Source organism: Nostoc sp. DedQUE04, assembly GCF_034530995.1.
Classification (GTDB): Bacteria; Cyanobacteriota; Cyanobacteriia; order Cyanobacteriales; family Nostocaceae; genus Nostoc.
In genome coordinates, this window is sequence record NZ_JAVRCA010000048.1 from 1 (window position 1) to 15,691 (window position 15,691).

General features: G+C 42.2%; 13 protein-coding genes and 1 riboswitch. Of the genes, 10 read left to right on the top strand and 3 right to left on the bottom strand.

Translation table 11 applies throughout. The features are described from left to right. The 3 genes from RM049_RS26640 to lnt form a co-directional block, all read left to right on the top strand. On the top strand, positions 1–1,306 hold a 1,306-nt coding region (locus RM049_RS26640), incomplete at its 5' end, for a pentapeptide repeat-containing protein (RefSeq protein ID WP_322706299.1). 293 nt (positions 1,307–1,599) lie between these two features. After that, a complete protein-coding gene (gyrA, locus tag RM049_RS26645) occupies positions 1,600–4,212 on the top strand; it encodes a DNA topoisomerase (ATP-hydrolyzing) subunit A (protein ID WP_322706300.1) in 2,613 nt (870 codons plus the stop codon). Further along, a complete protein-coding gene (gene lnt, locus RM049_RS26650) occupies positions 4,193–5,866 on the top strand; it encodes an apolipoprotein N-acyltransferase (protein WP_322706301.1) in 1,674 nt (557 codons plus the stop codon). Before gyrA ends, lnt begins: the two co-directional genes overlap by 20 nt. Positions 5,867–6,020: 154 nt before the next feature. Here lnt and RM049_RS26655 read toward each other — a convergent pair whose 3' ends face one another. Continuing rightward, positions 6,021–6,605: a hypothetical protein gene (locus RM049_RS26655; protein ID WP_322706302.1), complete on the bottom strand. Its 585-nt coding sequence runs from the start codon at positions 6,603–6,605 to the stop codon at positions 6,021–6,023. 466 nt (positions 6,606–7,071) lie between these two features. Here RM049_RS26655 and RM049_RS26660 point away from each other — a divergent pair, with 466 nt between their 5' ends. Both RM049_RS26660 and RM049_RS26665 read left to right on the top strand, forming a co-directional pair. Then, positions 7,072–9,060 carry a S8 family serine peptidase gene (locus RM049_RS26660; RefSeq protein ID WP_322706303.1) on the top strand — a complete coding sequence of 663 codons (1,989 nt, stop codon included), beginning with the start codon at positions 7,072–7,074 and terminating at the stop codon, positions 9,058–9,060. A gap of 239 nt (positions 9,061–9,299) precedes the next feature. Further along, on the top strand, positions 9,300–9,830 hold the full coding sequence (locus tag RM049_RS26665; RefSeq protein ID WP_322706304.1) for a hypothetical protein: 531 nt from the start codon (positions 9,300–9,302) through the stop codon (positions 9,828–9,830). A 261-nt stretch (positions 9,831–10,091) separates the two neighbouring features. Here RM049_RS26665 and thiC read toward each other — a convergent pair whose 3' ends face one another. Continuing rightward, positions 10,092–11,465, bottom strand: a complete 1,374-nt coding sequence (gene thiC / locus RM049_RS26670) for a phosphomethylpyrimidine synthase ThiC (protein ID WP_322706305.1) — start codon at positions 11,463–11,465, stop codon at positions 10,092–10,094. 7 nt (positions 11,466–11,472) lie between these two features. Then, positions 11,473–11,569: riboswitch (TPP riboswitch) on the bottom strand. A gap of 190 nt (positions 11,570–11,759) precedes the next feature. Here thiC and RM049_RS39410 point away from each other — a divergent pair. Together RM049_RS39410 and RM049_RS26675 are read left to right on the top strand one after the other, a co-directional pair. Continuing rightward, the gene (locus RM049_RS39410; RefSeq protein ID WP_416212666.1) at positions 11,760–12,014 is read left to right on the top strand and encodes a transposase; all 255 of its coding nucleotides are present in this window, start codon (positions 11,760–11,762) and stop codon (positions 12,012–12,014) included. 109 nt (positions 12,015–12,123) lie between these two features. Further along, positions 12,124–12,468 (top strand): hypothetical protein, encoded by a 345-nt coding sequence (locus RM049_RS26675; protein WP_322684724.1) that lies wholly within the window; start codon positions 12,124–12,126, stop codon positions 12,466–12,468. 225 nt (positions 12,469–12,693) lie between these two features. On the opposite strand, the gene RM049_RS26680 is transcribed toward RM049_RS26675, so the two are convergent. Next, on the bottom strand, positions 12,694–13,686 hold the full coding sequence (locus RM049_RS26680; protein ID WP_322684725.1) for a 2-hydroxyacid dehydrogenase: 993 nt from the start codon (positions 13,684–13,686) through the stop codon (positions 12,694–12,696). A gap of 252 nt (positions 13,687–13,938) precedes the next feature. Here RM049_RS26680 and RM049_RS26685 point away from each other — a divergent pair, with 252 nt between their 5' ends. From RM049_RS26685 to RM049_RS26695, 3 genes are all read left to right on the top strand, one after another. Beyond that, a complete protein-coding gene (locus tag RM049_RS26685; protein ID WP_322706306.1) occupies positions 13,939–14,136 on the top strand; it encodes a hypothetical protein in 198 nt (65 codons plus the stop codon). Between the two features lie 307 nt (positions 14,137–14,443). After that, complete coding sequence (locus RM049_RS26690; RefSeq protein WP_322669568.1) at positions 14,444–14,671, top strand: hypothetical protein; 228 nt, start codon at positions 14,444–14,446, stop codon at positions 14,669–14,671. 240 nt (positions 14,672–14,911) lie between these two features. Continuing rightward, a complete protein-coding gene (locus RM049_RS26695; protein WP_322669567.1) occupies positions 14,912–15,529 on the top strand; it encodes an rRNA large subunit pseudouridine synthase E in 618 nt (205 codons plus the stop codon). The last annotated feature ends 162 nt before the right edge of the window (positions 15,530–15,691 follow it).

Genomic DNA, 15,691 nt, shown 5'->3' on the forward strand with positions numbered 1-15,691 from the left:
AATCATCTTGAAGAAGATGAGGAAAAACTACGGGTTTCAACGTAGACGAGGTTTACATACTAATCTGACAGAGCATTTAATATACTTTTTTGAAAACAATCTATTATTTAAAGTCAATCTATCTTGGGGAGAATTGGTATTATATACAATAATTCGTTTGTCTTTGTTTATCATTCTTATGTTAACTTTATTTTCTGGCTTGGAATTAATGCTAAATTCTTCCAAAGGAAAGCTAAACTTAATAAATATAGATATGAATAAAGTAAATTTATATGGAGCAGACTTAAAAGGAGTTGACTTTAGGTATGCTGATTTAAAAAATGCAGATTTAAGAAATGCAAATTTGAGTTACTTGGAAGCAATTGGTGCAGATTTTGGCTATGCTAATTTTACTGGAGCGTGTATAGAAAGTTGGAATATTGATTCTTCTACTAATCTAAATAATGTAAAATGTGATTATATTTATTACCAGTTTAATTATAAACTGAATAAGTTTGACCAGCGTCGTCCAATAGACATAAATAGTATTTTTGCACCTAAGGAGTTTACAGAACGCATCAAAGTTATTGAAAAAGCATTAAAAACTATTGATTTAACTTTTACAGATGGTATTGATTGGAAAGCATTTTTTAAATCATTTAACGAATTACGTCAGCAATATCCTGAACACAACATTGGTATTCAAGGAATTGAACGTAAAAGTAACACATTAATTATCCGATTAGATGTGAATATTGAATCACTCATTAACACTGGCGCAATTAAAGGTGCTGTTGAAACTGGTTTCAAAGAATTTTATGAAACTAATGTTAAGTTTTTGGAAGATAAATATCGGAGAGACCTGCAAGCTAAAGATGATGATATTAATTTTTACCGTCAGCAAAGTATGGAAATATTAGAAATTATTAAGCAGCAAGCAACAAGACCTATCAATGTGGAGAAAATTATGTCAGACACATATAACAATAATTTACATAAACCAAATATTAGCAATTTTGCTAACAAAATGGAAGATAATGCACGGCAACAAGCAAACCAAAACATCTACACATCTGAGCAAAAACAAACTCTTGCTGATGTATCTACTGAAATACAACAGCTTATAAAACAATTCGAGCAAAATAATCCTACTGCTAATGAAAGTGAGAAGATTGCTTATGTAAATGATGAGACTACTCCTAGCTTGAAGCGTCGCGCTATTGGTGCATTACAGGGACTTAGTGAAACTGCAATTGAAGAGTTTTTTGATAATTCCTATATCAACATTGCTAAAGCAATTATCAAAGGCTGGATTAAACCGGACTAAATACTGATCCGCAGGTTGGGTGAAAATTAGCAAAACTAACTAATATAACTAAATTGTTTGGTTCTGCGGTCGCTTCACCTAAGCTACCATTAGAAGCGATCAAACTACAACTTAGATCAAAGCAAGGAGCATCTACTATACTAAAACGCTTGAGTTAGCTGCCCAAGCATAAAAAAGCAATATATGATAGAATTGTATCAAATTATAGCAATTATTCAAGAGCAATTTAGAATAATTTTGCGCTTTGTTGAGTAAAAAAGCTAAAATCTACGATTTTTGGAGATTTTTAGGTTATGACAACCTCACAGGAGAGGATTATCCCGACAGACTTGCGAAACGAAATGTCGCAGTCTTATCTGGAATACGCCATGAGCGTGATAGTGGGTCGGGCGCTGCCAGATGCCAGGGATGGTCTAAAACCTGTGCATCGTCGCATTCTCTACGCAATGCACGAGCTAGGTCTGCTCCACGATCGCCCCTTTAAGAAATGCGCCCGTGTAGTGGGTGAAGTATTAGGTAAATATCACCCCCACGGTGACACGGCAGTATATGATGCCTTGGTGCGGATGGCGCAGGATTTTTCCATGCGATCGCCCCTAGTTAACGGACATGGTAACTTTGGTTCGGTAGACAACGATCCGCCAGCCGCGATGCGGTACACAGAATGCCGCTTGCAAGCTTTAACTAGTGCTGGTCTACTGCACGACATCGAGTATGAAACCGTAGATTTCGCTGATAACTTCGACGGTTCCCAGCAAGAACCCACAGTTTTACCAGCACGGATTCCGCAGTTATTGCTCAACGGTTCCTCTGGGATTGCCGTGGGCATGGCCACCAACATTCCGCCCCACAACTTGGGCGAATTGATCGATGCTTTGGTGGCTGTCATCCACAATCCCGAAATCACCGACATCGAATTAATGCAGTATGTCCACGGCCCAGACTTTCCGACTGGGGCGCAAATATTGGGGACATCAGCCATTCGTGAAGCTTACACTACCGGACGTGGTTCCATTACCATGCGTGGTGTCGCCAACATTGAAACCGTTGAACAACGGGGGCGACCAGATAGAGAAGCAATTATCATCACCGAATTGCCCTATCAAACCAACAAAGCGGCGCTGATTGAAAAAATCGCCGAAATGGTCAACGAGAAGCGTCTAGAGGGCATTGCAGATATCCGGGATGAAAGCGATCGCGACGGGATGCGAGTTGTCATCGAACTCAAGCGTGATGCTTATCCCCGTGTCGTTCTGAACAACCTCTACAAGCAAACGCCACTGCAAGCTAACTTCGGCGCAAATATGCTGGCGTTGGTGAATAGCGAACCCCAGGTACTCACCCTCAAGCAGTTCTTAACCGTCTTTTTGGATTTCCGCATCGAATCCATTGCCAGACGCACCCGCTACGAACTGCGGAAAGCCGAGGAACGCGACCATCTCCTGCAAGGGTTATTAATAGCCCTATCTCATTTAGATCCAATTATTGTCTTAATTCGTCATGCTCCCGATGCACCCACAGCTAAAGGCGAATTAATCACAACTTATGGACTCTCAGAAGTGCAAGCAGATGCAATTTTGCAAATGCAATTGCGGCGGTTGACTGCCTTAGAAGCAGACAAAATTCGTTTGGAACACGAAGAATTACAAGCGAAAATTACCGATTTACAAGATATTTTGGCACGTCGAGAGAGAGTGCTAGAAATCATTGAAACCGAAGTCACACAACTGAAAACTAGCTTCGCCACACCCCGCCGCACGGTGATTTTACCAGGGGAAGGGGAATTAGACGATCGCGACCTCATTGCCAATGAAAAAGCGATAATTCTGGTGACAGAGCAAGGGTACATCAAACGGATGCCAGTTAACACCTTTGAAGCCCAAAGCCGTGCTACCAGAGGCAAAGCCGCAGCCAAGGTGAAAGATGATGATACCATTGAGCATTTCTTAACTTGTTGCGATCACGACAGTATTTTATTCTTTAGCGAGCGTGGTGTTGTTTATTGCCTGAGAGCTTATCAAATTCCAGCGAGTTCGCGTACCAGTCGCGGCACACCAATCGTCCAGATGTTACCGATTCCCAAAGAGGAAAAAATCACCTCGATTGTACCGGTTGACGAGTTTAGCAGCGAAGAATATCTGGTTATGCTCACCAAAGGTGGCAATATCAAAAAAACCGAATTGGCAGCCTTTAGTCACATTCGCGCCAATGGTTTGATTGCCATTTCCTTAGAAGAAGGCGACCAACTCCGCTGGGTGAGACGCGCTAGAGTCGAGGATAGTGTAATCATTGGTTCTCGTAACGGGATGGCGATTCACTTCCGATGCAACCACGAACAACTGCGTCCTTTAAGTAGGGCAACTCGTGGGGTGAAAGCCATGAAACTCAAAAATAAAGATGAACTCGTGGGTATGGATATTCTCCCCGCAGCAATTCTTGAAAGTTTGGATGTTACAGAAGCCGAAATTGAAGATATCGAAACAATCGAAACAATCGAAACAGAAGATATCGAAATTACCGAAATTAATGAAGAGTCAGTAGAAGTGCCTAGCAGTGGCATAGTTGGCCCTTGGGTGTTGGTAATTACAATGGGTGGATATGGTAAGCGCGTCCCAGTTGCCCAATTCCGGCTGCAAAATCGTGCTGGTCAGGGTTTAATGGCAACCAAGTTCAAAAACCGCAAAACCAAAGACAAGCTAGCAACCCTACGCATTGTCAACAACGATGATGATGAAATCATGATGGTGACAAATCGCGGTATTATCATCCGTCAAGCGGTGAATGCAATTTCTATCCAATCGCGATCGGCGACTGGAGTCAGAGTACAGCGTTTAGATGAAGATGACGCTATTACCGGAGTAGCAATAATTCCACCTGATGCTGCCGATGCAGAAGAAGCAGAGTAAGAAGCAGGGAGAGCTGGCGTTGCAGGGGAAGCAGGGGGAGAAATTTATCTCTTTGCTTCCTTGGTTAATTGCCTTAGCTAGCGGCATTTTAATGGGGCTAACCGTTGCCCCTGTAGGTGCATGGTTTCTGGCTTGGATTGCTCTAGTCCCCTTATGGGTGTTAGTTATCACTTCTGGCAAACCCAAAAACCAATCCCCCCCTGCTCCCTCATCTCCCCCTGCTCTCTTTTGGGGTATCGGTTTTCACGGTGTCGCCCTCTGGTGGATTACCGGAATTCATCCGATGACTTGGTTGGGCGTTCCGTGGTTGCCAAGTTTGGCAATCACCCTTTTTTGCTGGGGATTTATCACTGTATTAGGAGGAATATTTGTTACTATTTGGGCGGCTGTAATGGTTCGCCTGAGCGGGCAAAAACCGTGGCTACGTGTACTGATTGGTACAGCCGTCTGGTGCGGCTTAGAAAGTCTGTGGAGTGCTGGGCCTTTGTGGTGGAGTTCCCTTGCTTACACCCAAAGTCCGCATAATCTCGTAATTGTACATCTAGGGCAACTCTCTGGGCCTAATACTGTGACAGCAGCGATCGTTGCTGTGAACGGGTTAATTGCTGAAGGATGGATGAACCGCCAAGACGCTAAGGACGCCAAGATTTTCTCTGTGTCCTCCGCGCCTTGGCGGTTTGTTAATAAATACTGGGTTATCGCCACAGGACTATTAATTACCCTACACCTTATTGGTTTTATCTTATATAGCCGTCCCATTGCTCAACCCCCAGAAGCAGCCTTAAAAGTGGGGATTGTTCAAGGTAATATCCCGAACCGACTTTTACGAAGTTCCGAAGGGTTTCGTCGCGCCCAAGAAAACTATACCAATGGATATCTAACTTTAGCAGACCAAGGTGTAGATGCAGTCCTCACCCCAGAAGGAGCCTTACCTATTTTCCAGCGTAACTTGCTGGAAACGGCCTTAGTCGCAGCCGTGAAGGAAAAAGGCGTAGTTGCTTGGATTGGGGCTTTTGGCGAACGGGGAGATAGTTATACAATTAGCTTGTTTACTTTCAACAGTAAAGGTGAAATTGTCAGCCGCTACGATAAGTCCAAACTAGTACCATTAGGAGAATATATTCCCTTAGAAGGAATTTTAGGAAAACTAGTTCAGCGCTTGTCGCCTTTGGATGCACACCAAGTTGCTGGTTCAGCAAATCAGCTATTTGACACTCCTTTTGGTCGGGCGATCGCTAGTATATGCTATGAATCTGCTTTTCCCGAACAATTTCGCCGTCAAGCGGCAGCGGGTGGACAATTTATTGTCAGTTCTTCTAACGATGCCCATTACACTGCATCCATGCCATTCCAGCATCATGCACAGGATATCATGCGGGCTATTGAAAGCGATCGCTGGTCAGCACGGGCAACTAATACGGGATATTCAGCCTTTATAGATCCTCATGGCAGAACCTTGTGGATGTCTGGATATAATACCTACGAAACTCATGCTGAAACAATTTATCGGCGACAGACAAAGACTTTATATGTGCGTTGGGGTGATTGGTTAACACCGTTGTTGTTAATCTCCTCTGGAGGAGCTTGGCTGCTAATTTGCGGTATAAAGAAAATAAAACATCGATTTCTCGAACTTCTCCCGCCACACGGCTAGAACCTTGCACTTCTCCATAAGGTTTTAATAATTCTTCCAAATAATCTTTTGCAAATTGGTCATGGATAAATCTAGTCATTCAACCAAAAAAGTTTATTTAGTTAACGAATTGACGATCGCTCCAGTTACTTTTACCACAGGTCTAATTTGTAATTTATCTCAAACCCCTTTCCATAAACATTTGAGGTTCAACATTCTCAACATTAGCGATCGCTTCTAACTGAGAAATTCCAGCGATCGCATCAACAATATTACCTGATTTGGCACGTAACCAAGCGCTATGAGGCGCATAATAAAGGCTTTCTGCTACTTCATAACCTGCTCGATTAATTACCTCGCGCTGCGACTCCACATCAACGCCTTCTGCAAAGCGGATAAAAACCAGTCCACTTGGTACTGCTAAGGAAGCATTGGATTCTAGTGTATAAACCGGACTTAATATTCCCTGTTCTGATTGATTGGGTTCGCCTGAAAAAACTGCGTAGGCGTAGCCCGTCGTAGACATCGCACCGTCGTTAAGTCGTAAAATTGCTTCTGTTGCCACAGTGCTGGGTTGATTGTAATGTACTGCATAGTACCCAGGTTTACGAGTGTAAGATACAGCAGTGCGTAGGCTTACATCGCCACTAACGCGAATTTGTTCAGGATACTCAGAAAAATAGTCTTTTTGAAATCTCACTTCAGGAATCAGGGGTAAAGAATACGCCTGTAAAAAATACTCAGCCGGAAAATAAAACATCTTTCTCAAGTTCTAATGATGTTATAGCGTTTTCAGTGGTACGAAATACATTTATAACGCTTCTCAGTTGAGTGCGATACAGACCTAACCCCCAGCCCCTTCCCTACAAGGGAAGAGGAGTAAAATTCAAAGCCTCTCTCCTTTTAGGAGAGAGGTTTGGAGAGAGGTCAAAATGTATTGCTTCCATTCGAGAACCGCTATATCTCATCGTGATGCACAGTTATACGCCCCTACAGATAGTGAAGATTCTTAAAGCAACTTGATTTTGAATCCCCTCTTTTCTGGAAAGATTAATCGAAGTTTGTATGAACTTAGATAGATTAAATTCTGTATCGTAATACACACATAACACATGAAATCAGAAGCATCCATCAAGTAAATGTAAGCCTACGATGGGTATAGCAAGCTTTAAAAGTAAGGCATAATACGGTTTTCCCAATTTTCAAAACATTTAGGAGACTAAACAATGGTTCAAGTTCGCTATGGTGGACAGAACGGCCAACAGTATGAATTTGCTATCAGTAACGAACACGTTGTAGTGCGTACCGAAAGCCGCAGCACTATTGTTGGTGCAAGATCCTTTGAAGTCGCACCTGTATCACCTACAGCTCGTAGCATCCTCAATCAATTTGAGTTAAAAACACGGTTTCGGCAAGCCGGTGTAGAAATTTTGCAAGCGAAAGTTCCAAATCAGGGTGCTGCTTTGCGCGATCGCGCCCGTGAAATTCTCAACAATGAGTCCGAAGTCCAATTTGCCGGACGCGTCTTAATCGATCCAGTATCCCAACAACCTGTAGTTTATACTGAAAACCTTTTTGTTAAATTTGATAGCGAAGAAGAGTCAGGTGTTTGCCAAGAGGTTTTAAGACGTTACAACTTAACAATTAAACGCCAACTTGAATATGCACGAAATGCTTACTTTGTCAGTGCGCCTACAAATACTGGTATAGCCGTCTTTGACATCGCCGAGAGACTTCTAAATGAGGAATCAGTTGAACTGTGCCATCCCGAACTAGCGCGTGAGTCACGCCAACGTCAGGTTTTCCCGCAGCAGTGGCATTTAAAGCAAACAACAATTAATGGTAAAACAATTAACGCCCATGCCAACGTTGAAGCCGCTTGGAAGTTGAGCAATGGCACTGGGACAATTATTGCAATTATCGACGATGGTATGGATCTCGATCATGAAGAGTTCCGTTCCTCTGGCAAGATTGTTGCCCCGCGTGATGTCACACGTAAAACGAACAATCCCAGACCGGGAAACGATAATAATCACGGTACATCTTGTGCGGGAGTCGCTTGTGCAAACGGTAACTTTGGAGCATCTGGTGTAGCACCGGGTGCAAAACTCATGCCGATTCGTTTAGCTTCAGCATTGGGGTCGCAAGATGAAGCAGATGCTTTTGTTTGGGCGGCTCAAAATGGTGCTGATGTTATTTCTTGCAGCTGGGGCCCAGCAGACGGTACTTGGTTTGAGCCAGACGATCCCGCACACAAGCAAAAAGTACCTTTGCCTGATTCCACACGACTGGCTATAGACTTTGCAATCAATAAAGGACGCAATGGCAAGGGCTGTGTAATTTTATTTGCAGCTGGCAATGGTAACGAAAGCGTTGATAACGACGGTTATGCCAGCTACCAAAAGGTGATTGCAGTGGCAGCTTGTAACGACTACGGTACGAGAAGCGCTTATAGTGATTTTGGTCAGGCAGTTTGGTGCGCCTTCCCCAGCAACAATGGTGACAGTTCTCAAACCACTGGAATTTGGACAACCGATCGCTCTGGTGTACTCGGTTATAATTCCGGTAATCGAAATCTGGGTGAGGCCGCAGGCAACTATACGAACGAATTTGGCGGAACTTCTAGTTCCTGTCCAGGTGCAGCAGGTGTAGCCGCCTTAATTCTTGCCAGAAACCCAAATCTGCGTTGGGATGAAGTCCGAGACATTATAAAACGCTCCTGCGATCGCATCGATCCAACGGGAGGTAAATATGATGCCAATGGTCGTAGCCCGTTCTACGGTTACGGTCGAATTAATGCTCTGAAAGCTGTAGAATTAGCCAAGCCACCGCAAACATCACCCATCAGCAGATTCCAAGCAGTGCAAGATATCCCAATTAACGATCTACAAACATCAACATTATCGGTGGCGATCGCTAATACTACCCTCCTAAAATCCATCAAAGTTAATATAGATATCGAGCATACTTATATTGGGGATCTTATAGTTACTCTTCTTCCCCCGGTGCAAGCAGGCATACTTCCCATAAATCTGCACGATCGCCAAGGCGGAGCTACAGATAATATTAAAACAACTTATGACGAAGTAAATACCCCAAAACTTGCTGCCTTTAAAGGTAAAAGTCCCCAAGGAACCTGGACTTTAGAAGTTGCAGATAAAGCTGAAGGAGATACAGGAAAAATTCGTAGCTTTACCATTGAAATGGGATTTTAAACCCAGCGTATTAGACATAAGAGTGAAAAATGAATGTAGAGACGTAGCACTGCTCATAGCCCAGATTTCTCACAAAGAGATAAGAAAAGGCTTAAAAAACTGCGAAAATGCATATATGATAAGCATTTCACCAGCTAAGTGTAAACACAATAAAAGACAATTATCTCCGTCGGATCGATAAGCTCATTTAAGATTTTAGCAGTTTACTCAAAAATTAATGATTTTGTTAGGGAAAATATATGATTCCATCAAATAAATATCTTGATTTTAACCTAAAACTTATACATCGAATAATAAATGATCGGATAAAATTTCTAACTCGTTTAACATCTTTAGAACCTCAAGATGAATTGCGAACAGAATTAGGTTCTATACTTTTGGAGACTTATAGTGGTACTCGACTGTATATTGATGTAGATGAAGGTATGGCAAATATTCTACTTTTCGATGCTAGCGATCCAAGTCAACCAATTAATCAAAACATCAAGGCAATTACTTATAAATATTTAATTTTTCCGAGGATGGAAGGCCAAGACTCACTTGCATCTTTACTGGTTCAGCCTATTTCTGATATTGAAGTGATTTCCCGCGATAATGAATATTATGGTTTTTATAGTATGTGTGGTTTTAGACTGAACTTTCCTAATGGTAAATCTTTATGTATCGGTACTTATTTAACTGCTGACAAAATACCAGGGGCTTGGATTTTAATGCCTGAAGAAGTGGATGTGAACTTGCGCTATCAAGCCATTACAGCAAAATCCGAATAAATCTCAAAATTGCTCAATTGACATTTAGCAGCAATGAATTCCAAAAAATCAATTTACAAGTAAATCATTGCGTAGCTTAACCCACACCTCAAATTTTAAGTGCGTTAGGACGAATGTCCGTAACGCACCCTACAAAACTAAAATCGATATGACAATCTGTTATACCAATTTGAAAAATGATTAAGACAGATGGATTAATTGAACCCGCAAATAAAAAGCGATTCTTAATCCAAAATCTAAAATCTAAAATCCAAAATGGTATTATCTTTGAGTCACAGCCTCTTTCGCCAAGAATTTCTCTAATTCTGTCAGCGCATCAGCATCAACCTTAGTTTGCATTGGACAGAACTTAGGCCCACACATCGAACAAAACTCAGCAGTTTTATAGATATCTGCTGGTAAAGTTTCATCGTGATATTCCTTAGCTCTTTCTGGATCGAGTGATAATTCAAACTGACGGTTCCAATCGAAGTTGTAACGCGCCTTAGAAAGTTCATCATCTCTATCCCTTGCACCAGGGCGATGTCTAGCAATATCAGCCGCATGAGCCGCTATTTTATAGGCAATCAACCCATTTCTGACATCTTCGGCATCTGGTAAACCCAAATGTTCTTTAGGTGTTACATAGCACAGCATTGCAGTACCATACCATCCAGCCATCGCCGCTCCAATAGCTGAAGTGATATGGTCATAACCGGGAGCAATGTCTGTCACCAATGGCCCCAACACATAGAAAGGTGCTTCCGAACACTCTTCCATTTGCTTGCGGACGTTGAACTCAATTTGATCCATTGGCACGTGTCCAGGCCCTTCCACCATCACCTGTATATCATCTTCCCAGGCTTTGCGAGTAAGCTGTCCCAGAGTTTTCAATTCAGCTAATTGTGCTTCATCTGAGGCATCATGGGTGCAGCCGGGACGCAGGGAATCTCCCAAACTGAAGGAGACATCGTACCTTTTGAAAATCTCAATAATATCTTGGAAGTGGGTATAAAGCGGGTTTTGTTTGTGGTGATGTAGCATCCACCGCGCCAAAATCCCGCCGCCGCGAGAGACAATACCAGTGAGCCGATTTCTCACCAAAGGCAAATGCTCAAGCAAAATCCCTGCGTGGATAGTTTGATAGTCTACTCCTTGCTGGGCGTGCTTTTCAATGATATGGAGGAAATCATCAGCAGTCAGATTCTCAATTGTGCCGTGGACGCTTTCTAAAGCTTGGTAAACTGGCACTGTACCAATGGGAACAGGTGAAGCCTTGATGATTGCGGTGCGAATTTCATCTAAGTTACCGCCACCTGTGGACAAATCCATCACGGTATCAGCGCCGTACTTCACAGACAGATTCAGCTTATCAACTTCTTCCTGAAGATTAGAAGAGTTGGGGGAAGCGCCGATATTAGCATTTACCTTACATCTAGAGGCGATGCCAATAGCCATCGGCTCTAGATTCGTGTGATTAATATTAGCGGGGATAATCATTCGTCCCCGCGCTACTTCCTCACGAATGAGATCCGCCGGGAGATTTTCCCGTTGGGCGACGTAGTGCATTTCTTCGGTGATAACACCTTGGCGGGCGTAGTGCATTTGAGATACATTACTTTGCCCACGTCGTTTAGCAACCCATTCAGTCCGCATATTGTGATTCCTCAATAAACAGCTTCCCTCCGCTGGTATTACCCAGACTCAGGTGTTAAGGGTGTGATCTCAGCCTGGTTATATAGGCACCCCTAGCATGGATGTAGTGTAGCACCTTGGTTATATCTGGGAACAAAGATGTTAACAATTTATAAGGTAAGCTAATACGCCTATAGAACCCATTTGATATCTTTTAGACGAGCAAGTAGAATCAACAGAAATTAGGTGCATTGAAGCAGTTTAGGGTTGAAAATGGGGTATTCAAGCGATTTGACTGACGCATAGTGGGAAATAATTGAGCCATTATTGCCGACTAAAAAGAAAACTAGACCGCCTCTGTGGACAAAGCGGCAGATTCTTGACGGTGTATTTTATCAACTTAAGAATGGTTGCAATTGGGCTGACTTACCTAAAGATTTCCCACCCTATTCGACTGTATTCTGGCACTACAAGCATTGGTGTCAGGAGGGTATCCTTGATAATATTATGACCAATTTGCACCACAGGGTGCGTGAACAAGTAAAAAAAAACCATAGTGGACGACCCTAATCATGATTGACTTCCCTTGCAGAAATACGTCCTAAGAGTTTTGCGATCGCCCATAGCGCTCTTGTAAAATCATTTTCAATTGTTGAGAATTCGCAAGAGAAAAAAGTTTATGGCAGATAAGTCCGGTCAAGACCCCTCGGAAATCACAGTGGCAACGATTGATGAAGAACGAAAAGGCACAACTTTCAGCGGTACGGTCATCCTTGGTATAGATCCTGAGGGTGGGGCAGTCGTTTTCTTTAGAGACTTTTTAATTGAAGATTATAAAGGAGAACTTACCGCAAATCTTGCAACAGATGGCAATATAACGAAAAGCATTGATTTAGGCGAACTCGATCATAAAAGCCCCAGTTTTAAGCTGCCAATTCCGCTGGGAACGGATACATTACCCTACAATACAGTCGTGTTGAGCGACAAAAAAAGCAAGAAAAAAATCCTGACGATCAATCTATAAAATTTGTAACTTAGCTCGTAGTTCAGCCAAATTCGATTGCCCTCCTGTATAGATATCAAATGGGTTCTATATATTGCACAAACTCCGTATAGACCGTCATTAGTCATTAGTCATTAGTCATTTGTGTTTCTAAGGACAAATGACTAATGACAACCCTTACTAGTTGATGTGCAATTTTAATGCGTGACAGCTTAACACAATTTGGGATTTGAGATTGCTAAAGATTTAGGCGCGAATTTCATTCGCACAAGGACGACCCTGTTCAACATCGGTAATATTAGCAAAAGTTGTTTCGGCAATATTGTAGAGAGCTTCTGCTGTAAAAAAGGCTTGATGTCCGGTAATTAGTACATTGGGGAACGTTGTTAGACGCTGGAAAATATCATCTTGAATAATTTGCCCAGACAAATCCTCAAAGAACAACTCCGATTCTTGTTCGTAGACATCTACAGCCAGATAGCCAATTTTACCAGACTTTAATCCCTCAATCACTGCTTGGGTATCAATCAGCGCTCCTCGGCTAGTATTAATTAGCATCACACCTGGCTTAATCTTTTTTATAGCCTCAGTGTTAATCAAGTGATGGGTTTCGGGAGTCAAGGGGCAATGCAGGGAAATAATATCGGAATTGGCAAATAGCTCAGGTAGTTCTACATACTTTCCACCCAGCGCCTCCAATTCGGGATTGCGATAAACGTCATAGGCGAGTATGTGACAGCCAAACCCTTTCATAATCTGTCCTAAAATCAGACCGATTTTGCCAGTGCCAACAATCCCCACTGTACGTTCATGCAAATTAAATCCCAACAGTCCATCTAAAGAAAAATTGCCTTCTCGGACACGGTTATAAGCACGATGAATTTTGCGATTTAAGCTCAAAATCAATCCGACGGCGTGTTCTGCAACCCCATAAGGTGAATAAGCGGGAACACGCACAACGGTAATTCCTAAATCTGCTGCGGCTTGTAAGTCTACATTGTTAAACCCTGCACAGCGAAGGACAACCAGACTAGTTCCCCCTGAGGCGAGAAGTTCTAAAGTTGGGGCATCAACCTGATCGTGGACAAATACACAAACCGCCGGAAATCCAGCAGCCAGAATAGCCGTATCTCGATTTAAACGGGGTTCAAAAAACACTAACTCGTGTTGAATAGGAGAATTTGCAGCTGACAAGAACTGGCGATCGTAGGCTTTTGTACTGAAAACTGCTACTTTCATGCAAAACCTCAGACTTTATGTATGCTGCACGGTGTTCGAGTAGATAATACCTCGATCTTTAGAAAAGCGATGTCTACAACGAGCGTAGTTGCGGCATTTTTAAATATTTTTTAATCGTTTACTCTGGCAGGATAAGTTATACCAATTCAAAATTCACGCATTCAAAATTCAAAATTAGGAAACCTAGACAAAACAAAGGTATGTCCGTATGTATCAGTCGCATTATTTTTTTAAATTGGTATTAAATAAGCGATGTCTACGACGGGCTACGCCTACGCACTTCGGTTGAATGGAACTGCTCAAAATTACGATGTTTGCCGAATTATTGCAAATATGCAATATATTTCCATCACATTTATTTCTCATAGTTTTGCCGATCGGCTAATAGTCAATTTTGACAGAAACAAAATGATAGCAACATCTGAAAAAATTATCCAGCTAGGTGAATGATACAATCTACCGATATCGAAGGTGTAATTTATTTGAGGACATCAGTTAACTTGTGCTGTAGTTGTGTGAGGTTTTTACAATTTTCAAGCTTGGAGTTTATCCCATTCTGTATTAAGATGCACATAACAAGACTGCCCTCTAGTCCGCCCAAGTAACGGTAGGACTACAGGGGTTAAATACAACAGGTTTCAAGAAAGGGAAAGTACACAACGGTTCGTCTCAAAACCTGATATGAAGCGTGTTCTACTCCTGAATTCTGCTGTATATGCAGCTTCACAAAGAAAAAGTATAAGTCAGGAATATATTTATGAGTAGCTTAGTCTTATTATTAATTGGTTTGGGAACATTATTCTTGGTTTTCAATACTAGAGATGAAATTAATCGCATTACTGCTATGATTAGCGGGACAATTCTTTTGATTTGGGGTTTGGCTCTAGCTCCCTTGTCATTTCAATTACTAATTGAGATTGTTTCAGTTTTAGCAGCTTTCTCTGTTTGTATGCGTTGTTTAGGTTGTGGTTTTAACCGCGATTGATTTTTCACTTGATAACTTATAAGTTTAAAGTAAGATTTATAAATTCTGCTTCTAAGTAGAACAGGCGGGAAAAATCAAACTATGTTAATAAAAGTAAAGTGGACTAAAACCCTCTTTCCTTCTCCCTTCTGCCTCACTTCGACTACGCTCAGTGACCACCTGCCTCCTGCCTGAACCTGATGATAAATATTCACAGCGACTTACTTATTGTTAAAAGAGAATTCAGAAGTCAAGTGTCCCATGCCCAATCATTACCGATATATTATTTTTTACAAACCATACGGCGTTCTCAGCCAGTTTACAAAAGATACTCCCACACATAGCACCCTAAAAGATTATATTGATGTGTCTGATGTGTATCCTGTGGGCCGCTTAGATTGGGATAGTGAAGGATTGCTGCTGTTAACAAACGATGGACAATTGCAACATCGCCTTGCCCATCCGCGTTTTGGTCATAAACGTACTTACTGGGTACAGGTAGAGCGAATTCCAGATGCAGATGCTATCAAAAGGTTGCAAACAGGTGTGGAAATTCAAGATTACCGCACTCAACCAGCAGAAGTTAAGCTTCTATCAGAAGAACCACAGCTACCTGAACGCACCCCACCAATTAGATTTCGTAAAAATGTACCGACAGCTTGGCTGGAAATGACTTTAACAGAGGGAAAAAACCGTCAAGTTCGGCGCATGACTGCGGCTGTTGGCTTTCCGACTTTGCGACTGGTCAGGGTCAGCATTGCTCACCTACAATTAGATGACCTACAATTGGGTCAATGGCGCGACCTCACCGCTTCTGAACTCCAATTTCTGCATAATTTTAATAAATTGAAAAGTTTTCCCTCAAAAACCGTCTCATAATATTAAATCTATCGTGTTCAATTTCAGGGTAACTGAAACTTTTGCGGGGATTCTCAAAAGTTGGGGGGATGAGTATCCCTACTCATCCCCCTCGGTTTTAAATGCTGAATTATTGCTGTGTTGGGCTGCAACAACCACTTTTAAGTACATAGTAACTCACTG